22 protein-coding genes are annotated in these 19856 nt (G+C 72.5%); 13 read left to right on the plus strand and 9 right to left on the minus strand.

The window, feature by feature from the left end; translation table 11 throughout:
• Positions 1 to 3: 3 nt before the first annotated feature.
• On the plus strand, positions 4 to 1734 hold the full coding sequence (gene polX, locus ACWDEN_RS10770; protein ID WP_351603431.1) for a DNA polymerase/3'-5' exonuclease PolX: 1731 nt from the start codon (positions 4 to 6) through the stop codon (positions 1732 to 1734).
• Between the two features lie 16 nt (positions 1735 to 1750).
• Here polX and ACWDEN_RS10775 read toward each other — a convergent pair whose 3' ends face one another.
• Positions 1751 to 2065: a dsRBD fold-containing protein gene (locus ACWDEN_RS10775; protein WP_351603429.1), complete on the minus strand. Its 315-nt coding sequence runs from the start codon at positions 2063 to 2065 to the stop codon at positions 1751 to 1753.
• Between the two features lie 171 nt (positions 2066 to 2236).
• Here ACWDEN_RS10775 and ACWDEN_RS10780 point away from each other — a divergent pair, with 171 nt between their 5' ends.
• Positions 2237 to 2611: a YchJ family protein gene (locus ACWDEN_RS10780; protein ID WP_450858387.1), complete on the plus strand. Its 375-nt coding sequence runs from the start codon at positions 2237 to 2239 to the stop codon at positions 2609 to 2611.
• 6 nt (positions 2612 to 2617) lie between these two features.
• Here ACWDEN_RS10780 and ACWDEN_RS10785 read toward each other — a convergent pair whose 3' ends face one another.
• Positions 2618 to 3319 (minus strand): FadR/GntR family transcriptional regulator, encoded by a 702-nt coding sequence (locus ACWDEN_RS10785; protein ID WP_351603425.1) that lies wholly within the window; start codon positions 3317 to 3319, stop codon positions 2618 to 2620.
• A 140-nt stretch (positions 3320 to 3459) separates the two neighbouring features.
• On the opposite strand from ACWDEN_RS10785, the gene ACWDEN_RS10790 reads away from it, so the two are divergent.
• The 4 genes from ACWDEN_RS10790 to ACWDEN_RS10805 are packed head-to-tail and all read left to right on the plus strand — an operon-like array spanning position 3460 to position 7265.
• A complete protein-coding gene (locus ACWDEN_RS10790; RefSeq protein ID WP_351603423.1) occupies positions 3460 to 3978 on the plus strand; it encodes a gluconokinase in 519 nt (172 codons plus the stop codon).
• A gap of 39 nt (positions 3979 to 4017) precedes the next feature.
• Positions 4018 to 5430, plus strand: coding sequence for a GntP family permease (locus ACWDEN_RS10795; RefSeq protein WP_351603421.1), 1413 nt, complete (start codon positions 4018 to 4020; stop codon positions 5428 to 5430).
• 13 nt (positions 5431 to 5443) lie between these two features.
• A complete protein-coding gene (locus tag ACWDEN_RS10800) occupies positions 5444 to 6208 on the plus strand; it encodes an SDR family oxidoreductase (protein WP_351603419.1) in 765 nt (254 codons plus the stop codon).
• A gap of 31 nt (positions 6209 to 6239) precedes the next feature.
• Positions 6240 to 7265, plus strand: coding sequence for an L-idonate 5-dehydrogenase (locus tag ACWDEN_RS10805; protein ID WP_450858390.1), 1026 nt, complete (start codon positions 6240 to 6242; stop codon positions 7263 to 7265).
• On the opposite strand, the gene ACWDEN_RS10810 is transcribed toward ACWDEN_RS10805, so the two are convergent.
• The 3 genes from ACWDEN_RS10810 to ACWDEN_RS10820 all read right to left on the minus strand — a co-directional run bounded on the left by ACWDEN_RS10810 (position 7262) and on the right by ACWDEN_RS10820 (position 9763).
• A complete protein-coding gene (locus ACWDEN_RS10810) occupies positions 7262 to 7888 on the minus strand; it encodes a cytochrome b/b6 domain-containing protein (protein WP_351603415.1) in 627 nt (208 codons plus the stop codon). The genes ACWDEN_RS10805 and ACWDEN_RS10810 overlap by 4 nt on opposite strands.
• Entirely contained in the window at positions 7872 to 8600 is a 729-nt protein-coding gene (locus tag ACWDEN_RS10815) for a molybdopterin-dependent oxidoreductase (RefSeq protein ID WP_351603413.1), read from the minus strand. Before ACWDEN_RS10815 ends, ACWDEN_RS10810 begins: the two co-directional genes overlap by 17 nt.
• A gap of 101 nt (positions 8601 to 8701) precedes the next feature.
• The gene (locus ACWDEN_RS10820) at positions 8702 to 9763 is read right to left on the minus strand and encodes a hypothetical protein (protein WP_450858392.1); all 1062 of its coding nucleotides are present in this window, start codon (positions 9761 to 9763) and stop codon (positions 8702 to 8704) included.
• Positions 9764 to 10075: 312 nt separating this feature from the next.
• Here ACWDEN_RS10820 and ACWDEN_RS10825 point away from each other — a divergent pair, with 312 nt between their 5' ends.
• From ACWDEN_RS10825 to ACWDEN_RS10840, 4 genes are all read left to right on the plus strand, one after another.
• Positions 10076 to 10990, plus strand: a complete 915-nt coding sequence (locus ACWDEN_RS10825; RefSeq protein ID WP_450858394.1) for a DMT family transporter — start codon at positions 10076 to 10078, stop codon at positions 10988 to 10990.
• A 665-nt stretch (positions 10991 to 11655) separates the two neighbouring features.
• Positions 11656 to 12171, plus strand: coding sequence for an NUDIX domain-containing protein (locus ACWDEN_RS10830; protein WP_351603407.1), 516 nt, complete (start codon positions 11656 to 11658; stop codon positions 12169 to 12171).
• Between the two features lie 21 nt (positions 12172 to 12192).
• Positions 12193 to 12585, plus strand: coding sequence for a YidH family protein (locus tag ACWDEN_RS10835; RefSeq protein ID WP_351603405.1), 393 nt, complete (start codon positions 12193 to 12195; stop codon positions 12583 to 12585).
• On the plus strand, positions 12573 to 12896 hold the full coding sequence (locus ACWDEN_RS10840; RefSeq protein ID WP_450858397.1) for a DUF202 domain-containing protein: 324 nt from the start codon (positions 12573 to 12575) through the stop codon (positions 12894 to 12896). Before ACWDEN_RS10835 ends, ACWDEN_RS10840 begins: the two co-directional genes overlap by 13 nt.
• On the opposite strand, the gene ACWDEN_RS10845 is transcribed toward ACWDEN_RS10840, so the two are convergent.
• Complete coding sequence (locus ACWDEN_RS10845) at positions 12893 to 13846, minus strand: NADP-dependent oxidoreductase (RefSeq protein ID WP_351603401.1); 954 nt, start codon at positions 13844 to 13846, stop codon at positions 12893 to 12895. The genes ACWDEN_RS10840 and ACWDEN_RS10845 overlap by 4 nt on opposite strands.
• A 56-nt stretch (positions 13847 to 13902) precedes the next feature.
• Between ACWDEN_RS10845 and ACWDEN_RS10850 the strand changes: the two genes are divergently transcribed.
• From ACWDEN_RS10850 to ACWDEN_RS10860, 3 genes are all read left to right on the plus strand, one after another.
• Positions 13903 to 14202, plus strand: a complete 300-nt coding sequence (locus ACWDEN_RS10850; RefSeq protein ID WP_351603399.1) for a hypothetical protein — start codon at positions 13903 to 13905, stop codon at positions 14200 to 14202.
• A gap of 201 nt (positions 14203 to 14403) precedes the next feature.
• Positions 14404 to 15426: a phosphotransferase family protein gene (locus ACWDEN_RS10855; protein WP_351603397.1), complete on the plus strand. Its 1023-nt coding sequence runs from the start codon at positions 14404 to 14406 to the stop codon at positions 15424 to 15426.
• A gap of 6 nt (positions 15427 to 15432) precedes the next feature.
• Entirely contained in the window at positions 15433 to 16656 is a 1224-nt protein-coding gene (locus ACWDEN_RS10860; RefSeq protein ID WP_351603395.1) for an acyl-CoA dehydrogenase family protein, read from the plus strand.
• 68 nt (positions 16657 to 16724) lie between these two features.
• On the opposite strand, the gene ACWDEN_RS10865 is transcribed toward ACWDEN_RS10860, so the two are convergent.
• From ACWDEN_RS10865 to ACWDEN_RS10875, 3 genes are read right to left on the minus strand one after another with little or no spacing between them, the layout of a single operon-like run.
• Positions 16725 to 17318, minus strand: coding sequence for a TetR/AcrR family transcriptional regulator (locus tag ACWDEN_RS10865; protein WP_351603393.1), 594 nt, complete (start codon positions 17316 to 17318; stop codon positions 16725 to 16727).
• A 26-nt stretch (positions 17319 to 17344) separates the two neighbouring features.
• Positions 17345 to 19048, minus strand: coding sequence for a class I adenylate-forming enzyme family protein (locus ACWDEN_RS10870; protein ID WP_450858400.1), 1704 nt, complete (start codon positions 19046 to 19048; stop codon positions 17345 to 17347).
• Positions 19045 to 19818, minus strand: coding sequence for an SDR family oxidoreductase (locus ACWDEN_RS10875; protein ID WP_450858402.1), 774 nt, complete (start codon positions 19816 to 19818; stop codon positions 19045 to 19047). The genes ACWDEN_RS10870 and ACWDEN_RS10875 overlap by 4 nt, the downstream gene beginning before the upstream one ends.
• Positions 19819 to 19856: the final 38 nt, after the last annotated feature.

Below are 19856 nucleotides of genomic sequence, written 5' to 3' on the forward strand. Positions count from 1 at the left end.
AGGGTGGCCCGGCCCAATGACGAGGTCGAGGCGCTCCTGCGGGAGTACGCGGACCTCATCGCGATCACGGGAGGCGACGCCTTCAAGGCGCGCGCCTACGAGAAGGCGGCGCGTGCCATCGGCGGCTATCCGGCCGACATCTCCAAGCTGGACGAGGGCGGCCTGAAGGAGATCCCGAACGTGGGGAAGTCGATCGCCGACAAGGTGGCCGAGTACCTGCGCACGGGGAAGATGGCGGTGGTCGAGGAGCGCCGGGCGAAGATCCCCGCCGGGGTGCGGGAGCTGATCACGATCCCCACCCTGGGCCCGAAGAAGGCGCTGCGGCTCTACGAGGACCTGCACATCTCCTCGGTGAACGAGCTGGCCGCGGCGATCGAGGCGGACGCGCTGGCCGATCTGAAGGGCTTCGGCGAGAAGACGCAGGACAACATCCGCCACGGCATCGAGCTGCTCCAGCGGGCGGGCGCGCGGGTGCCGCTGTCGCTGGCCCTGGACACCGCCGAGGAGATCGTCGCGGAGCTGTCCGCGGTGACCGGGTGCAAGCGCTGCGCGTACGCCGGCTCGCTGCGCCGTATGCGGGAGACCGTCGGGGATCTGGACCTCCTGGTCGCGGCGAAGAGGTCGGAGGCGTTCATGGCGGCGCTGTGCGAGCTGCCGGCCACCGCGGAGGTCATCGCGCGGGGCTCGAAGAAGACGTCGATCCGCACGGGCAAGGGGCTCCAGGTGGATCTGCGGGTGGTGCCGCCGGAGTCGTGGGGTGCCGCGATGCAGTACTTCACCGGTTCGAAGGCGCACAACATCCGCACCCGTACCATCGCCGTGCACCAGGGGCTGAAGCTGTCCGAGTACGGCCTGTTCGACGCCGAGAGCGGGAAGTCGCTGGCCTCGCGCACCGAGGAGGAGGTGTACGCCCGGCTCGGGCTGCCGTGGATCGAGCCGGCGTTGCGGGAGGACCGCGGGGAGATCGAGGCGGCCCTGCACGGCGAGCTGCCCGAGGTGGTGACCGAGAAGGACATCCGCGGCGACCTGCACACCCACACCGATCTCACCGACGGGCTGGCTCCGCTGGAGGAGATGGTGGCGGCGGCCGCCGAGCGCGGCTACGCGTACTACGCCGTCACGGACCACGCACCCAACCTGTACATGCAGCGCATGACCGACGAGAAGATCCTCGCCCAGCGGGAGCGGGTGCGGGAGTTGGACGGCGCCCGCCACAGGATGCGGCTGCTGCACGGCACGGAGCTCAACATCGGCCCGGACGGCTCGGTGGACTGGCCGGAGGAGTTCCTGGCCGGCTTCGACCTGTGCGTGGCCTCGCTGCACTCGCACTTCGACCTGGGCCGGAAGGCGATGACCCGGCGGCTGGTGCGGGCCTGCGAGAACCCGTACGTCAACATCATCGGGCACCCGACGACCCGGCTGATCGGCAAGCGGGCGGGTGTCGACGCCGACTGGGACGAGGTGTTCGCGGCCTGCGCGCGCACCGGCACCGCGCTGGAGGTCAACGCCCAGCCGGACCGTCTCGACCTGCGCGACGAGGACATCCTGCGCGCCAGGGAGCACGGCGTGCGGTTCGCCGTGAACACCGACGCGCACTCCGTCCCGCATCTCACGCAGTTGCGCTACGGCGTCGGCACGGCGCAGCGGGGCTGGCTCACCCGGGACGACGTGATCAACACCTGGCCGCTGACGAGGCTGCGCCGTTTCCTGCGGAAGGGACGGAAGGGGAGGTGAGGGGAGGCGAGGGGCGTCATTCCCGGTCCAGCCACAGGGGTGACAGGTCCTCCTCCGTGTCGGCCGCTCCCACCGCCCTGATGTCCCCGTCCGCGGCGCGCAGCAGCCTGCGGCCCATGGCGATCAGGGCGCGTCCGGCGGCGAGTTCGTCGCCTATCTCCGGTACGTCGGGGTCGTAGGGGTTCCGGCGGGCCTCCGCATGGCTCTCCAGGACGTTGTCGCCGGTGTCCAGGATGATCCGGGCGGTGGTGTCGGGGTCGTGCTCGGACAGGTACAGGTTCAGCCGCCACTCCTTGACGGCCGGTGCACGGCTGGTCGTGGGTCGGGTCATGGTCCGCCACCTCGCTCCGCGGGTCGTGCCGCGATGGGCCGTGGGTCGTGTGCGGCGCCGTCGTGGCCCGAGCACAGCCCCGCGCCCCTTGCGGGGCACACAGTTCCAGCGCTTCTACTGTGCACCCCGGCACCAGCGGGCGCCTCCCCTCGGCCAGGCAGAATGTGGCCCATGACCTCGCGCACCTGCCCCTGCGGACTCCCCCGGCCCTACGCCGCCTGCTGCGGCCGTTTCCACGCGGGGCCGGCCGCCGCGCCGACCGCCGAGCTGCTGATGCGGTCGCGGTACAGCGCGTTCGTGACGGGGGACGCGGGGTATCTGCTGCGCACCTGGCATCCGCGGACCCGGCCGGAGCGGCTGGACCTCGATCCGCGGATGAGGTGGACGGGGCTGGAGATCCTGGACACCACGGACGGGTCCGCCTTCCACAACACGGGCACGGTGACCTTCCGCGCCTCCTACCGGGGCGGCTCGCTGCACGAGCGGAGCCGGTTCGAGCGGGTCGACGGGGCGTGGGTGTATGTGGACGGGGACTTCCTGGAATAGCTCCGGCTAGGGCGCCAGGATGTCCAGTTCCTGCAGGGCGCCCACGGTGATCTCCCTGGTCAGCTCCTCGGCGCGGGTCGCGTCGCCCGCCCGGACCGCCTCCGCCACCCGCACATGCAGGGTGACGGCGGCCGGGTCGGGGTCCTCGAACATGACCTCGTGATGGGTGCGGCCGGCCAGGACCTCCGCGACGACGTCGCCGAGCCGGGCGAACATCTCGTTGCCCGAGGCGTTCAGGATGACCCGGTGGAAGGCGATGTCGTGGACCAGGTACTCCTCCAGCTTGTGGCCGCGTGAGTTGGCGACCATGCCGAGCGCGCACCGGGTGAGTTCGGCGCACTGCTCCGCCGTGGCGTGCCTGGCGGCGAGGCCGGCCGCGACCGGTTCGACCGCGGAGCGCAGCACGGTCAGCGAGCGCAGCTGGTGCGGGCGGTCGGCGCCCGCGAGCCGCCAGCGGATGACCTGCGGGTCGTAGACGTTCCACTCGGACTTGGGGCGGACGGTGACGCCCACGCGGCGGCGGGACTCCACCAGATGCATCGACTCCAGCACGCGGACCGCCTCGCGCATCACGGAGCGGGACACCTCGAAGTGCTGGGCCAGTTCGTCGGTGCGCAGCACACTGCCGGGCGGGTACTCGCCCGCCGTGATCGCGGGGCCGAGGGTGTCCAGTACATGGCCGTGCAGCCCCCGGCCCGGTGTGGTCATGCACTCAGCGTACGGCGTGGATCACCGACGGAAAAAGTCAGACTTATATGTCACAGGCTCTTGAATTCGTCGTACCTAATGGGTTTCAGTGTGGCGACGCCGCCGTGGCGTCGGATGTCGAGGAAGACAGCGAGGCAGTGATGCGAACCCCCCAGGTCGTCGTCGTGATGGGCGTCGCGGGGACGGGCAAGACCACGATCGGTCCCTTGCTCGCCGCGCGGCTGGGCGTCCCGTACGCCGAGGGCGACGACTTCCACCCGCAGGCCAACATCGACAAGATGTCGGCCGGGATCCCGCTCGACGACACCGACCGGTGGCCCTGGCTGGACGCCATCGGTCACTGGGCGCACGGGCGGGCCGGACTGGGCGGGGTGGTCAGCAGCTCGGCGCTGAAGCGGTCGTACCGCGACCGGCTCAGGGCCGCCGCTCCCGGAGTGGTGTTCGTGCACCTCACCGGCGACCGGAAGCTGATCGAGGACCGGATGACGCAGCGCCAGGGGCACTTCATGCCGACCGCGCTGCTGGACTCCCAGTTCGCCACGCTGCAGCCCCTGGAGCCGGACGAGGCGGGAGTCGCCGTGAACGTCGGCGGCAGCCCGCAGGAGATCACCGAGCGAGCCGTGAAGGCACTCGAGGCGCTTCCCGACACCACCGCGTAACACCCACCCCCGTCCCCCCCGTAACGCAAGGGAACACCCGTGACCAGACTCAGCGTCGAGATGCTGGCAGCGGACACACCTCCGCCGATCACCTCCGCCGGACACGCCCAGCTCGGCATCGCCGTCCTGGTGGGCATGGCCGTGATCGTCCTGCTCATCACCAAGTTCAAGCTCCATGCCTTCCTGGCGCTGACCATCGGGTCACTGGCGCTCGGAGCGGTCGCCGGAGCGCCGCTCGACAAGGCCATCACCAGCTTCACCACCGGGCTCGGCACCACGGTGGCCGGCGTGGGCGTCCTGATCGCGCTCGGGGCGATCCTGGGCAAGCTCCTCGCCGACTCCGGTGGCGCCGACCAGATCGTCGACACGATCCTCGCCAAATTCGGCGGGCGACGGGCGGGCGGGCGTGCGATGCCCTGGGCGATGGTGCTCATCGCCTCCGTGATCGGCCTGCCGCTGTTCTTCGAGGTCGGCATCGTCCTGCTGATCCCGGTCGTGCTGATGGTCGCCAAGCGCGGCAACTACTCCCTGATGCGCATCGGCATCCCGGCGCTCGCCGGTCTGTCCGTGATGCACGGCCTGATCCCGCCGCACCCCGGCCCGCTGGTCGCGATCGACGCGCTCCACGCCAACCTGGGTGTGACCCTCGCGCTCGGCATCCTCGTCGCCATACCGACCGTGATCGTCGGCGGTCCGCTGTTCTCGAAGGCCGCGGCCCGCTGGGTCGACGTCCCGGCACCGGAACGGATGCTCCCGCAGCGCCCCTCGGAGGAACTGGAGCGCCGCCCCGGCTTCGGCGCGACCCTGGCGACCGTGCTGCTGCCGGTGGTGCTGATGCTGGCCAAGGCGCTGGTGGACATCGTCGTCGACGACCCCACGAACATGAACCAGCGGGTCTTCGACATCATCGGCACCCCGATGATCGCCCTGCTCGCCGCCGTGATCGTCGGCTTCTTCACGCTGGGCCGGCCCGCCGGGTTCAGCAAGGAGCGGCTGCGGCAGACCGTCGAGAAGGGCCTGATGCCCATCGCCGGCATCCTGCTCATCGTCGGCGCGGGCGGCGGCTTCAAGCAGACGCTGATCGACTCCGGTGTGGGCCATATGATCCTGGACATCTCCAGGAACTGGTCGATCCCGGCGGTGCTGCTGGCCTGGCTGATCGCGGTGGCGATCCGGCTGGCGACGGGCTCGGCGACGGTGGCGACGGTCTCGGCGGCCGGTCTGATCGCGCCGCTCGCGGCCGGCACGTCGACCACCCACACCGCCCTGCTCGTCCTGGCCATCGGCGCCGGCTCGCTCTTCTTCAGCTTCGTCAACGACGCCGGCTTCTGGCTGGTGAAGGAGTACTTCGGGCTGAGCGTCGGGCAGACCGTCAAGACCTGGTCGATCATGGAGACGATCCTCTCGGTGGTCGCCGGCGGTCTGGTCCTGCTGCTGTCGCTGGTCCTGTAGGAGGGGTACGACGATGACGGCCCACCCCCTCTTCGACATCGGCGGCCGCACCGCCCTGGTCACGGGCTCCAGCCGGGGCATCGGCCTCGCGCTGGCCCGGGGCCTGGCCGAGGCCGGCTGCACGGTCGTCCTCCACGGGCGCGACCCGGACCGGCTGGCCGAGGCCGCGTCCGGGCTGCCCGGCGACCGGGTCCGCACGGCGGTCTTCGACGTGACCGACGGTTCCGCCGTGGCCGCCGGAATCGCGGACATCGAGGAGCGGGTGGGCCCGCTCGACATCCTCGTCAACAACGCGGGCATCCAACTGCGCGCCCCGCTGCTGGAGTTCACCGACGCCGACTGGCACCGGATCCTGGACACCAACCTCACCAGCGCGTTCCTCGTCGGCCGCGAGGCCGCCCGGCGGATGACGGAACGCGGCCACGGCAAGATCGTCAACATCTGCTCGCTGCAGAGCGAGGTCGTACGCCCCGGCATCGCGCCCTACGCCGCCGCCAAGGGCGCGCTGAAGATGCTCACCAAGGGCATGTGCGCCGACTGGGGACCGTACGGCGTCCAGGTCAACGGCCTCGGCCCCGGCTACATCGAGACCGAGCTGACCCGGCCCCTGGTGGAGGACGAGGAGTTCAGCGCCTGGGTCCGCCGGCGCACCCCGGCCGGCCGCTGGGGCCGTACCGAGGATCTGGTGGGCGCCCTGCTCTTCCTCGCCTCGCCGGCCTCCGACTTCATGGGCGGCCAGGTCCTGTACGTCGACGGCGGCATGACGAGTGTGCTGTGAAGGGCGCTGTGCTCTGAAAGGGGCTGCGGGAATGCTGGGTTGTGTGATCCACGGTGCGGGCGATCTGCGGGTGGCGGAACTGCCCGTTCCCGAACCCGGGCCCGGCGAGGCCCTGGTGGCCGTGCGTTACGGCGGGGTGTGCGGCTCCGATCTGCACTACTGGCGGCACGGCGGGGTCGGGGACTTCCGGCTCCGGGAGCCGATGGTGCTCGGGCACGAGGTGGTGGGCACGGTGGTGGCCCACGGCGCCGGGGCCGGCGGTCCCGCGCCGGGTACGGCCGTCGCCGTGCACCCCGCCACCCCGTGCGGACGCTGCCCGGAGTGCGCCGAGGGACGGGCGAACCTGTGCCGGGACACCCGGTATCTGGGCAGCGCGGCCCGCTTTCCGCATGTGCAGGGCGGCTTCGCCGAGCGGATCGCCGTTCCGGCCGGGCAGCTGCGGGTGCTGCCGGAGGGCCTCGGGCTGCGGCGGGCCGCCCTCGCCGAGCCGCTGTCGGTCGCGCTGCACGCGGTGCGGCGGGCCGGGCACGTGTCCGGTCGGCATGTGCTGGTGACCGGGGCGGGGCCGATCGGGTGCCTGGTCGTCGCGGCGGCGAAGGCGGCCGGCGCGGCACGGGTGACGGTGACCGACCTGGTGCCCCGGGCCCTGGGGTACGCGGCCGTCGCCGGGGCCGACACGCTGGTGCGGGCCGACGACCCGGGTGATGCCGGGTGGCCCGGCGAGGTGGACGTGGCCGTCGAGGCGTCGGGGGCCGCGGCCGGGCTCGACACCTGCCTGCGGCGCGTACGGCGCGGGGGTGTGGTCGTACAGCTCGGGATGCTCCCGCCCGGGCAGTCGCCGTTCGCCGGGAACCTGCTGGTGAGCCGGGAGGTCGAGCTGCGGGGGGCGTTCCGGTTCGACGCCGAGTTCGACGACGCGCTGGAACTGCTCGCCGCGCGGGAGGAGTTCGACGGGCTGGTCAGCGCGGTGGTTCCGGTACGGGAGGCCGAGGACGCGTGGGTGCTGGCCGCGGATCGGAACCGGTCCTGCAAGGTGCTGCTGGAGTTCGGGAACTAGGGCCGCCACAGCGGGTGTTGCCGCTTCGCCCACTCCCTGCTCACCGTCCCCGTGCGCAGGCCCTTTCTCGCCTCCGGGTCGCCCAGGGCCATGCCGATGTGGCCGGCCAGGACCACGCCGATGGTCAGGGCGAGCCAGTCGTGGACGAAGGTCGCCGAGGTCCGCCACATCAGCGGGGCGAGGTGGGTGAACCACATCAGCAGGCCGGTGCCGAGCATGACCAGGGTGGCGCCGGCGATCCAGGCGGCGTAGATCTTCTGGCCGGCGTTGAACTTGCCCGCCGGACGGGAGCCGCGACGCTTGTCGCGGACCAGCGCGGCGTGCAGCCAGACCTTGTCGTGCGGGCCGAAGCGGTTGAGGAAGCGCAGGTCGGCGCGGAAGGCGCGGGAGGCGAGGCCCAGCAGGACCGGGACGGGGAGGGCGATCCCGGCGCACTCGTGGATGCGGACGACCAGTTCGCGGCGGCCGACCATGATCGCCAGCTGGGGGATGTAGAGGATGGCGGCCGTGACCACGCAGACCCCCATCAGCGCGGCCGTCGTGCGGTGGACCCAGCGCTCGGCACGGCTGAAGCGGCGGACACGGGCGCCGGGCGGGGCCGGGGCATCAGCTCGTAGGCTCATCGGTCCGTCCGTTCGAGCGGCCGACCCAGGCGTCGACGTCGTAGCCGAGGTTCTCCCAGTAGCCGGGCTCGACCCGGTCGGTGACCGTGATCCCGGAGAGCCACTTGGCCGACTTGTAGAAGTACATGGGGGCGACATAGAGGCGGACCGGGCCGCCGTGGTCGTGGGAGATGTCCTTGTCCTGCATGCGCAGGGCGACCAGCACGTCGGGGCGGCGGGCCTGGTCGAGGGTGAGGCTCTCGGTGTAGGTGCCGTCGAAGCAGGTGAAGCGGATCGCCTTCGCGGTGGGGCGCACCCCGGCCGCGTCCAGCAGGTCGGAGAGGCGTACGCCCTCGAAGGGGGTGCCGGGGACCCGCCAGCCGGTGACGCACTGGACGTCCTTGACCAGCCGGGTCTGCCGCAGGGCGCGCAGATCGGCCAGGGTGTAGGTGCGCGGGCGGTCGACCAGGCCGCCGATCTTCAGGTGGTAGTCGGCGGCGTTCAGCTGGGGGACCGAGGCGGCGACGGAGTAGTAGCGGAATCCGCCGCCGTTGGGCAGCAGGCCGGTCAGGCCCGTGGGGTCCTTGCCGGCGACGGCGCCGAGGAAGCCCTCCAGGCCGCGTTGCAGCGTGGGCGCGGCGACGAGGCCGAGCGCGCCCAGGCCGAGGGTGCCGAGGAAGACGCGGCGGCCTATGGGGGTGCCGTCCCGCTCCTCGGATGGTTCGGAGTTCACGCGTTCATTCGAGCACTCGGGGCCCTGGGGGGCCAGGGCATGCGGTCAGTGGTCAGGGTTCTGTAATCACTTCTTACGTACGCGGCGCAACGGCGCGCCGTTCAGTGCCCGAGCGCGTGGGCGCGGGCCGCCCGGAAGGCCGCGCGGGGGTCGCGGTGGACGTAGGACCAGGGTGCCCGGCTGGTGTGCCGGCCGATGCGCCGGAAAAGGGCCGCCGCCTCGGCCGGTCGGCCGGCGCAGGACAGGGCGAAGGCGAGGTGGTTGAGGTCGATGTGCCGGCGGGGGTGTTCGTCGTGTTCCCACTCCAGCCACCAGTCGAAGCAGGAGCGCAGGATGCGGCGGGCCCGGGGGCCGGACCAGTGCCCGGAGGCGGCGGGGTCGGCGGGGGCCAGGCCGGTGGCGGCGAGGACGCGGTAGCGCTCGGCGTAGGCGACGACCGGCAGGACGGCGAGCGGGGAGTCGGCCGGGGCCTCGGCGGCGGCCAGCTCGGCGAGGTCGTACACCTCGTGGTCCTCGGCGGCCCGGCCGCCGGAGGGCCGTTCGGCCAGGCGGGCGAGGAGCAGATGGTGGGCGTGGTGGTGCTCGGGGTGGCGGCGGCGCAGCTCGGCGAAGGCGGCGAACACCTCGCGCTCCGGGCCGAGGGTGCGGGCCAGCAGGAGTGAGCCGAGCCAGGGGGTGGGGTCGTCGGGGGCGTGCGCGGCGGCGGTCGCGCAGGCCTCGCGGGCCCGGTCGGGGTCCTCCTTGCCGCGCAGGGCGCGCCGGACCAGGGCGAGGGCGTACAGCGCGGCGGCGTCGGCGGAGCCGGGTTCGGCATGCAGCCAGTCGCGGGCCCAGGCCACGGCGTACGGTTCCCCGGCGAGCACGGTGAGGCGGTGGCCGCGGCGGTCCCAGTCGTCGCCGGTGTGCCGGAGCAGGGAGCGGGCGGCCTGGCGCCGGCCCTGGGTGAACGCGGCGCGGGCGGTGTGCAGTTCGGCGTCGTCGAAGGAGTCGTCGAAGGAGTCGTCGAAGGAGTCGTCGAAGGAGTCGTCGAAGGAGTCGTCGAAGCTGCCGTCGAAGTCGCTGTCCACACCGCGGTCGACAGCGCCGGAGTCGTCCGGGGCGGTGTCGCCGGACTGGTCCGTGGGGTCCCGGCGAGCGCCGAGCAGGGGTGGGAGAGGGGGCACCGCGGGACTTCCTGTTTCTCGGGCTGCCATCGACCGATCACTCACAGCAAACCCCCAGCCAAGGTTTGCGTCAAGCGGAACGGGGCTGTTCCCGGCTTCAACTACCGTTACGCATAGGGAACTTGGTGAACTTCGCGCAGGTGGGCCGGGGCCCGGGCGGGGGTACCCGACGGTCCGCTGTGGCGTACGCCATGGCGCCGGGCCGGCCGGCCCCGGAGCATGGCGGGTCAACCGCCCTGTTCCGCGCACTTCCGGGTCCATGCCGTCCCGGGGGCGCTACAGTCGGCCACTACGCACCCGTGGTCCGGCCGGATGATCGAGGTACGCAGCGTGTCCGTTCTGGTTCTCCTTCTCGCCGTGAGTGCTGCCTGCTGTCTGGGCTTCGGGTTCGTGCTCCAGCAGAACGCGGCGCAGAAGGCACCGCTGAGCGACTTCCTGTCCTTCCGACTGCTGCTCGACCTGATGCGGGTGCCGCGCTGGCTGGGCGGGCTCGGCCTGATGATCGCCGGCATGGTGCTCGGCGCGATCGCCCTCGGCAACGGCGAGATCTCCCTGGTCGAACCGCTGCTCGCGACGAACCTGCTGTTCGCCCTCGCTCTGTCCCGGCACCAGACCAGGCAGCCCCTGGGCCGCCAGGGCTGGGCGGGGCTGCTGCTGCTCGCGGGCGGGGTGAGCGCGTTCATCATGGCGGGCGAGCCGCGGGCCGGCCACGCCATCTCCGATCCGCTGCGGCACTGGCTGATCGTCGGCGCGATGGTCGGCGCGGCCCTGGTGCTCACGACGTACGGCAAGCGCTCCCGGCTGAGCTGGGGTCCGGTGCTGCTGGCCACCGCCGCCGGGCTGCTGTACGGCGTGCAGGACGCGCTGACCCGGGTGAGCGGCACCCGCTTCTCCGAGGGCGGCTTCACCGAGCTGTTCACCGGCTGGCAGCCGTACGGCGTGCTGGCCTGCGGGGTCACCGGTCTGGTCCTGGTGCAGAGCGCCTTCGAGACGGCCCCGCTGCGCATGTCGCTGCCGGCCCTCACCGCGGCCGAGCCACTCGCCGGGATCCTCTGCGGCGTCGGCTTCCTCGGCGACCGGCTGCGCACCGACACCGGGGCGCTGGCCTGGGAGGCGACGGGGCTCGCGGCGGTGGTCACGGGCATCGTGCTCCTCGGACTGCACCCGGCGATGCCATGCGGCGCAACCGAGCCGCACCCCTCGGCCCGCGACCTCCAGCGGCGCTAGCCCCTGCGACACGGCCCCACCGCGCACGGCGCGACCGAACCCCTCACCCGACATCGACTTCCCCGGGCGACCAGCCGCGCACCGACACCGGCGCACCGGCCCAGGAGGCGACCGGGCTCGCGGCGGTGGTCACCGGCATCGTGCTCCTCGGACCGCACCCGGCGATGCCATGCGGCGCAACCGAGCCGCACCCCTCGGCCCGCGACCTCCAGCGGCGCTAGCCCCTCCGACACGGCCCCACCGCGCACGGCGCGACCGAACCCCTCACCCGACATCGACTTCCCCGGGCGACCAGCCGCGCACCGACACCGGCGCACCGGCCCAGGAGGCGACCGGGCTCGCGGCGGTGGTCACGGGCATCGTGCTCCTCGGACTGCACCCGGCGATGCCATGCGGCGCAACCGAGCCGCACCCCTCGGCCCGCGACCTCCAGCGGCGCTAGCCCCTCCGACACGGCCCCACCGCGCACGGCGCGACCGAACCCCTCACCCGACATCGACTTCCCCGGCAACCGGCCCCACACCGGACACCGGGGCGCTGGCCTGGGAGGCGACGGGGCTCGCGGCGGTGGTCACGGGCATCGTGCTCCTCGGACCGCACTCGGCGACGCCATGCGGCGCGACGGAACCTCCAGCGGCGCGGAGCCCTCTGCTTGGATGGCTCGCATGAACCCCGCTGACGAGATCCTCGACATCGTCGACGAGCAGGACCGGGTCGTCGCCCAGTGTCCCCGCGGTGAGGCGTACGCCCGCGGACTGCGCCACCGGTGCGTGTTCGTCCAGGCCAGGGACGCGGACGGCCGGCTCTTCGTCCACCGGCGCACGGCCACCAAGCTGGTCTTCCCGGCGCTGTACGACATGTTCGTCGGCGGCGTCGTCGGAGCGGGCGAGTCCTACGACGAGGCCGCGCTGCGCGAGGCGGAGGAGGAGCTGGGCGTGACGGGGCTCCCCCGGCCGGAGTATCTCTTCAAGTTCCTGTACGACGACGGGGCCGGGAACAGCTGGTGGTCGGCGGTGTACGAGGTGCGCTGCGAGCTGCCCGTGCGGCCGCAGGCGGAGGAGGTCCAGTGGCACGACTTCCTGCCCGAGGAGGAGGTCGAGCGGCGGCTCGGCGACTGGGAGTGGGTGCCGGACGGGCTGGCGGCGTACCAGAGGCTGCGGGCGTTTCGGGCGGGTCGGTGACCGACCGGTAGGGTCGGCCGCGTGAGCGAATTCGTACGGAACATCCGGCTGTGGTTCGCGCCGGAGCAGGTGCGGGCGGAGGGCGGCACGCCCGACTACCGGTTCTCGCTGGCCAACGAGCGCACGTTTCTCGCCTGGCTGCGCACGGCGCTCGCACTGATCGGCGGCGGATTCGCGGTGGACCAGTTCCTGCCGGACCTGCGCTGGCCCTGGCGGGTAGGGCTCGCGCTCGCGCTGCTCGGCGCCGGGGTGCTGTGCTCCCTGCGCGCGGTGAACCACTGGGTGCGCTGCGAGCGGGCGATGCGGCGCGGTGAGGACCTGCCCGCGTCCCGGTTCCCGGCGCTGCTGGGCCTGGTCGTCGCGGTGGTGGCCGTGGCGATGGTCGTGGTGGTGCTCGCCGGATGGGCGGGGTGAGCACGGCCGGGCGCGACCCGGGGCTGCAGCCGGAACGCACCCGGCTGGCCTGGCGCCGTACGACCCTGTCGGCCACCGTGGCCGCCGTACTCGCCGTCAGGACCGCCCTGCACGGCGGCGTCTCGGCCACCGGAGTGACCGTCTGCGCCCTGTGCTGTGTGCTGTTCCTCGGCTTTCTGGCGGTGGCCCACCGCCGGATCCGGGCCCTCGCGACCGGTCCCCGCCCGCCCGCGCTCGCTCCCCGGCACGCGACGGCGGCGGCGCTGTGCGCGGTGGCGCTGGCGTTGTGCGCGGCCGCGCTGGTCGTCTAACCCGCCCGGCCTTCCCCGCGGTTCCGGTCCACGGTGACCACGATCTTCCCGCGGGTGCGGCCCTCCTGGTTCAGCCGGTGCGCGTCCGCCGCCCGCTCCAGCGGGAACGTCTCCTGGACGTGCACCGAGACGACCCCCTGCTCGGCCAGCCGGGAGAGCGCGCTCAGGTCCTCGGCGTCCGAGCGGACGAAGCAGTAGCGGCCGCCGTGGGTCACCACCTGCGGGTCGGTGATCGACGCCAGCCGGCCTTCCGGGGCGAGCAGGTCGGCCGAGGTCCTCAGGGTGTCGCCGCCGACGGTGTCGAAGGCCGCGTCCACGCCCTCCGGGGCGAGCGCGCGCACCCGTCCGGCCAGGCCCTCACCGTAGGTCACCGGCTCGCCGCCGAGGCCGCGCACATAGTCGTGGTTGCGCTCGCTCGCCGTACCGATGACCCGGGCGCCGAGGTGGGCGGCGATCTGGACGGCGAGGGAGCCGACCCCGCCGGCCGCCGCGTGGACCAGCACGGTCTCGCCGCGCCCCACCTCCAGCGCCTTGACCAGCACCTGGTAGGCGGTGAGCCCGGCGAGCGGGAGGCCGGCGGCCTCCTCGAAGGAGAGGTTGCGGGGTTTGCGGGCCAGGGTGCGCACGGGCGCGGCGACGTACTCGGCGAAGGTGCCGCGGGAGAGGAAGTCCTCGCGGCAGTAGCCGATGACCTCGTCGCCGGCGGCGAACTCCGTGACCGCGGCACCGGGCCGGACGACCACCCCGCTGACGTCCCAGCCGGGGATCACCGGGAAGACGGCGTCCAGGACCGCGTCGAGGTACCCCTCGCGGCACTTCCAGTCGACCGGGTTGACGGCCGCGGCACGGACCTCGACCAGGACCTGGTCGGGGCCGACCTTGGGGTCGCGCACCTCGCCGTACTCCAGCACCTCCGGTCCGCCGTAGTGGCGGTAGCTGATGGCCTTCATGCCCTCGACCCTCCGGGGTACTCGCACAGCACGCAAGCGGTACGAAGGTGAGCACCATGACCACCCTGCACCGGGAACACACCGGACACGGCACGCACCGCCACGGTCCGGGCTGCGGGCACAACGCCGTGCCGCACGGCGACCACCTGGACTACGCGCACGAGGGGCATCTGCACCGCGAGCACGAGGGTCACTGGGACGAGTGCGAGCCGGCCGGGCACACGGTCCATGAGGGCCATGAGCACCTGCACTACGACGAGTGCGGACACGCCCAGGTGGCGCACGGCGACCACATCGACTACCTGCACGGCGGCCACCGGCACGCCGAGCACGAGGGCCACTGGGACGAGCACTGACCGCGGACGGAACCGACGCGACAGAGCGGACGGAACCCACGGGACAGCGGCCAACGGCTTCCCGGGCAGCGCGCCGGGGAGCCGTCGGCCTATCGTGGCTCCGGTCACGTTTCACCTCCTGACGGGTACATCCACTGGACGGCATACCGACCGGTCGGCATCATGGGTTGCGTCCTGTTCACCCGTTCGTAGGAGTGATGCATGAGCGCCGACCACCCGCCCGGACTCGACCTGGACCGGCTGCGCGCCCACCTCGATCGCGAGCGCCCCGGTCTGGTGACCGGCCCCCTCACCGGCCGGCTGATCGAGGGCGGACGGTCGAACCTCACCTACGCGTTCTCCGACGGCACCTCCCGCTGGGTCGCGCGCCGGCCCCCGCTCGGCCATGTCCTGGCCACCGCGCACGACATGAAGCGCGAGCACCGCGTGATCAACGCCCTGCACCCGACCCGGGTACCGGTGCCGCGTCCGGTGCTGCTGTGCGAGGACGAGGAGGTGCTCGGGGCGCCGTTCTACGTCATGGAGTTCGTCGAGGGCACCCCGTACCGCACGGCGCAGCAGCTCGCCCCGCTGGGCCCCGAGCGCACCCGGAACGCGGTGCTGTCCCTGGTGGACACGCTGGTCGAACTGCACGCGGTCGACCCCGCCGCGGTGGGCCTCGAGGACTTCGGCCGCCCCGAGGGCTTCCTGGACCGCCAGCTGCGCCGCTGGGGCAAGCAGCTGGACGCCTCCCGCAACCGCGAACTGGCCGGCATCGACGAACTGCACGCGGCCCTGGGCCGGGAGCTGCCGCGCTCCCCCGCGCCCGCCGTCGTACACGGTGACTACCGGCTCGACAACGTGCTGATCGGGGACGACGACGAGATCAGGGCGATCCTCGACTGGGAGATGTCCACCCTCGGCGACCCGCTCACCGACCTGGGGCTGCTCGTGATGTACAGCCAGCCGCTGGGCATGGCGGACTCCCCGGTCTCCACCACCGCCGAGGCCCCGGGACACCCGTCCCCGCGGGAGCTGATCGAGCGGTACGCCGAGCGCTCGGGGCGGGACGTCTCCGGCGTCTCCTGGTACACGGCGTTCGCCTGGTTCAAGCTCGCCGTGATCCTCGAGGGCATCCACTACCGGTACACGCTGGGCCAGACGGTCGGGCGCGGCTTCGACCGGATCGGCGACCTCGTGCCCGTCTTCATCGGCCACGGACTGACCACTCTTCAGGAAGGCTGACCGCTCATGGACTTCGCGTTCGACGCGCGCACCGAGGAACTGCGCGCCAAGCTGCTCACCTTCATGGACGAGTACGTCTACCCGGCCGAGGCGGTGGCGGAGGAGCAGCGGGCCGCGCTGGCCTCGCCGTGGGACACCCCGGCCGTGGTCGAGGAGCTGAAGGCCGAGGCCCGCAGGCAGGGCCTGTGGAACCTCTTCCTGCCCGACGACGAGTACGGCGCGGGGCTCACCAACCTCCAGTACGCGCCGCTCGCCGAGATCACCGGCCGCTCCCCGCAGCTGGCGCCCACCGCGACCAACTGCGCCGCGCCCGACACCGGGAACATGGAGGTGCTGGCGCAGTTCGGCGACGAGCGGCAGCGGAAGCAGTGGCTGGAGCCGCTGCTGGCCGGTGAGATCCGCTCGGCGTTCGCGATGACCGAGCCGGAGGTGGCCTCCTCGGACGCCACCAACATCACCACGCACATCGAGCGAGCCTCCGACGGCTCGGACGAGTACGTCATCACCGGCCGCAAGTGGTACATCTCCGGCGCGATGAACCCGGACTGCAAGATCTTCATCGTGATGGGCAAGACCGACCCGGACGGCGCCGACATCCGCCGCCAGCAGTCCATGGTGCTGGTCCCGCGCGACACGCCCGGCGTGACCGTCAAGCGCGCCATGCAGGTCTTCGGCTACGAGGACCACTCGCACGGCGGCCACGCCGAGGTGGTCTTCGACCACGCGCGCGTACCGGTCACCAACCTCATCGGCGAGGAGGGCGGCGGCTTCGCCATCGCCCAGGCCCGGCTCGGCCCCGGCCGGATCCACCACTGCATGCGGCTGATCGGCATGGCCGAGCGGGCCATCGAGCTGATGTGCCGGCGGGCCGTCGCCCGTACGGCGTTCGGCAAGGCGCTGGCCCAGCAGGGTGTGGTCCAGAACTGGATCGCCGACGCGCGGGTGACGGTGGAGCAGCTGCGGCTGCTGGTGCTGAAGACGGCCTGGCTGATGGACACCGTCGGCAACAAGGGCGCCCACGCCGAGATCCAGGCCATCAAGATCGCCACGCCGCGTGCGGTGGTCGGCATCCTGGACCGCGCGATCCAGCTCCACGGCGCGGGCGGGGTGAGCCAGGACTTCCCGCTGGCCGAGCTGTACGCGAGCGCCCGCACCCTGATGCTGGCCGACGGCCCGGACGAGGTGCACCAGCGGTCGCTGGCCCGGCGGGAGCTGAAGAAGTACCTGTAAGTGAGCACAGGTAAGGGGCGGCCGCTCGGGCGGCCGCCCCTTACTCGTGCCGTTCGTTCCGCCCTAGACTAGGGCCGCAGCGCCCGCAGCAGCAGGTCGGCGAGGTGGTCGGCGACCTGCTGCGGGGTGAGCGGGCCGTCCGGGCGGTACCAGGTGGACAGGTGGTGGACGGAGCCGAAGTGGTAGTCCACGACCAGGTCGGCCGGGGTCGCCGTGGAGAAGACGCCCGCCTTCTGGCCCTCCTCGATCAGCGCGCGGAACCGTTCGTGGTAGAGCCGGCGCTCGGCGCGGACCTGCTTGTTCTTCTCCGGGCTGAGGTGGTGCATGGACCGGAAGAAGATCATCGCGTCGTCGAGGTTGTCGATCGTCGTGACGACCACGTCCGCCGCCGCGGCCCTGAGCCGCTCCTCCACCGGCGCGTCCATCCCGGCGAAGTGGTTCAGCCGCTCCTGCTGGATGCGCAGCACGCGCGCGTACACCTCGTGCAGGAGGTCGTCCTTGGAGCCGAAGTAGTGGTACAGCGCCCCCTTGGTGACGCCGGCCGCCTCCACGATCTCCTGCACGGAAGTGCGGTCGTAGCCCTGCTCGGCGAAGAGCCGGGTGGCGGCGGCCAGCAGCCGCTGCGGAACGGGCGTCCCGTCTCCGTCCGTCGTCCTGGGCACTGCCGCCACCTGCCTTTCCATGATGCTTACCGAATGTCCTGCGCGAGGTCCTGCACGAGGTCCTGCGCGAGGCCCTGCACGCGGGAACGCAGTTCCCGCCGGAGGATCTTCCCACTTGCCGTCTTGGGCAGGTCGGGCAGGATCTCCACCTGCCGGGGGTATTTGTAGGCGGCCAGTCTCTCCTTGCAGTACACCGCGAGTTCATCCGGGGCCGCCACGGCGCCCGGACGCAGGCTTATGTACGCCTTCACGGTCTCGCCACGGTAGCCGTCGGGGACGCCGACGACGGCCGCCTCGCGCACCGCCGGGTGGGTGTACAGCACGTCCTCGACCTCGCGGGGCCACACCTTGAAGCCGGACGCGTTGATCATGTCCTTCTTGCGGTCGACGACGTAGAGCCAGCCCTGTTCGTCCATGAAGCCGATGTCGCCGGTGCGCAGCTCGCCGTCCGGGAAGGACTCGGCGGTGGCGTCCGGGCGCCGCCAGTAGCCGGGGATCACCTGGGGGCCTCGTACGACGATCTCGCCCTGCTCCCCGAAGGGCACCTCCGCGCCCTGCTCGTCGAGGATCCGCACGAGCGTGTCGGCGCCGGGCACGCCGACCGACAGCGTCCCGGAGACGGGGTCCACGGGTGCCTCCAGGCCGGGCGGGACGGCGGCACAGGGGCCCGAGCACTCGGTGAGGCCGTAGCCGACGCGGATGTAGGGCCCGAAGCGCTCGCGGAACCTCTCCACCAGGGCCGGGGGCACGGGCGCGCCGCCGGAGGACATGTTCACGAAGGAGGCGAAGTGCTCGCGGGTGACGTCCGGGTGGGCGGCGAGCGCCATGTAGGCGGTGGACGGGCCGACCGTGTAGTGCGGGTGGTGCTCGGCGAAGGCCTCCAGGACGAGGCCGGGCTCGAAGCGGTAGGCGAGCACCAGGGTGCCGGCGCTGTTCAGGCAGGCACCGAACTGGCAGACCATGCCGGTGATGTGGAACAGCGGCGCGAGCGCGTAGTAGACCGGCGCCTCGGGCAGCGCGAGCCCGGTCCGCTGCCGCTCGGCGTTGTGCATGATGTTGCCGTGCGTGTTGGTGGCGCCCTTGGGGGTGCCACTGGTGCCGGAGGTGTAGCTGATCAGCGCGATGTCGTCGGGGCGCGGGTCGCGGCCCTCGGGCGCCTTGCCGCCCCGGCGGGCGACGGCCACGAGGTCGTCCGCGTCCGGCGCCTGGGGCAGCCGCTCGAAACCGAGCACGCGCGCGTCGTTGCGGGTTTGGAAGTCCAACTCGCTTGCGGTGAGCACGATCCGCAGCGGCGCCTCGGCCGCCGTCCGGCGCAGGTACCCCTCCCAGGCCCGGTCGGAGCAGATCAGCGCGGCGACCTCGCCGTCCCGCAGGATGTGGCCCATTTCAGCCGACTTGTACATCGGGTTGACCGGGACGACGGTCGCGCCGGCCTTCCAGGCGCCGAGGACGGCGAGCACGAAGTGCGGGGAGTTCTGCAGCAGCACCGCCACCCGGTCACCGCGCTCCAGCCCGCGCGCGGCGAGGTGGGCGGCGACGGAGTCGCTCAGCTCGTCCACCTCGCGGTAGCTCAGCCGGGCGTCGAAGTAGGCGAGGAAGGTGCGCTCGGGCGCCTCGGCGACGGCGGTCCGCAGGGCGTGCACCAGGGAGTCGGCGGGGTCGACCGGGCCGCGCTGGGCGTCGTCGAGCAGGGTCAGCCAGGGGCGTGCCGCGTATCGGGAGGCGCTCACCTGGTCTCCTCCCACTTGCGCTGGATGTGGTTCATGCCGCTCAGCCAGCGGTCCGGATCGGTGGCCCGCGCCTGGTAGTACTCGGCCACCTCGGGGTGCGGCAGGATCAGGAAGCGGTCCTCCTCGATGCCCCGGAACAGGGCGTCGGCGACGGCCTCCGGTTCGATCGCGGTCGGGTGCAGCACCAGGTCCCCGGCGCTGCCGGTGGCGGCCAGCATGTCCGTGCGCACGCCCTGCGGACAGATCGCGTGCACCTTCAGGCCCCGGTGGCGGTACGTCAGCGACAGCCACTCGGCGAAGGCGTAGGCGCCGTGCTTGGTGACGCTGTAGGAGGGCGCGCCGATCATGGTGAGCAGCCCGGCGGCCGACACCGTGGACACGAACCGCCCGGCTCCCCGCTCCAGCCAGGACGGCAGCAGCGCGTGGGCGGCGCGGACGTGCGCCATGAGGTTGACGTCCCAGGCGGTCGCCCAGGACCTCTCGTCGAGCGGCCCGCCCTCGCCGCCGTCCTCGAAGGCGACACCGGCGTTCGCGCAGTAGACGTCGATGGTGCCGCCGAGCGCGTCACGGGCGTCGCCGACGATCGCGGAGGCGTCGCCCGGCACGGCGATCCCGCCGATCTCCCCGGCCACCGCCTTGGCCCGCTCGCCGTCCAGGTCGTTCACGACGACCCGGGCACCCTCGGCGGCGAACCGCCGGGCCAGCGCGGCCCCGATTCCCCCGCCGGCCCCGGTGACGACCACTCCCGCATCCTGTACGGCTTCCACCATCGGTCTCCCTCGACACGACTTCGCGCGGCGCGCGTCGG

This window comes from Streptomyces sp. NPDC001153, from assembly GCF_053598315.1.

What these genes read in the sequence shown, in the direction of transcription:
- ACWDEN_RS10775 (WP_351603429.1), bottom strand. Translation starts at nt 2,065, where the DNA reads ATGACCCGACCCACGACCAGCCGTGCACCGGCCGTCAAGGAGTGGCGG.
- ACWDEN_RS10780 (WP_450858387.1), top strand. Translation starts at nt 2,237, where the DNA reads ATGACCTCGCGCACCTGCCCCTGCGGACTCCCCCGGCCCTACGCCGCC.
- ACWDEN_RS10785 (WP_351603425.1), bottom strand. Translation starts at nt 3,319, where the DNA reads ATGACCACACCGGGCCGGGGGCTGCACGGCCATGTACTGGACACCCTC.
- ACWDEN_RS10790 (WP_351603423.1), top strand. Translation starts at nt 3,460, where the DNA reads ATGCGAACCCCCCAGGTCGTCGTCGTGATGGGCGTCGCGGGGACGGGC.
- ACWDEN_RS10800 (WP_351603419.1), top strand. Translation starts at nt 5,444, where the DNA reads ATGACGGCCCACCCCCTCTTCGACATCGGCGGCCGCACCGCCCTGGTC.
- ACWDEN_RS10805 (WP_450858390.1), top strand. Translation starts at nt 6,240, where the DNA reads ATGCTGGGTTGTGTGATCCACGGTGCGGGCGATCTGCGGGTGGCGGAA.
- ACWDEN_RS10810 (WP_351603415.1), bottom strand. Translation starts at nt 7,888, where the DNA reads ATGAGCCTACGAGCTGATGCCCCGGCCCCGCCCGGCGCCCGTGTCCGC.
- ACWDEN_RS10825 (WP_450858394.1), top strand. Translation starts at nt 10,076, where the DNA reads ATGATCGAGGTACGCAGCGTGTCCGTTCTGGTTCTCCTTCTCGCCGTG.
- ACWDEN_RS10830 (WP_351603407.1), top strand. Translation starts at nt 11,656, where the DNA reads ATGAACCCCGCTGACGAGATCCTCGACATCGTCGACGAGCAGGACCGG.
- ACWDEN_RS10840 (WP_450858397.1), top strand. Translation starts at nt 12,573, where the DNA reads ATGGGCGGGGTGAGCACGGCCGGGCGCGACCCGGGGCTGCAGCCGGAA.
- ACWDEN_RS10845 (WP_351603401.1), bottom strand. Translation starts at nt 13,846, where the DNA reads ATGAAGGCCATCAGCTACCGCCACTACGGCGGACCGGAGGTGCTGGAG.
- ACWDEN_RS10850 (WP_351603399.1), top strand. Translation starts at nt 13,903, where the DNA reads ATGACCACCCTGCACCGGGAACACACCGGACACGGCACGCACCGCCAC.
- ACWDEN_RS10855 (WP_351603397.1), top strand. Translation starts at nt 14,404, where the DNA reads ATGAGCGCCGACCACCCGCCCGGACTCGACCTGGACCGGCTGCGCGCC.
- ACWDEN_RS10860 (WP_351603395.1), top strand. Translation starts at nt 15,433, where the DNA reads ATGGACTTCGCGTTCGACGCGCGCACCGAGGAACTGCGCGCCAAGCTG.
- ACWDEN_RS10875 (WP_450858402.1), bottom strand. Translation starts at nt 19,818, where the DNA reads ATGGTGGAAGCCGTACAGGATGCGGGAGTGGTCGTCACCGGGGCCGGC.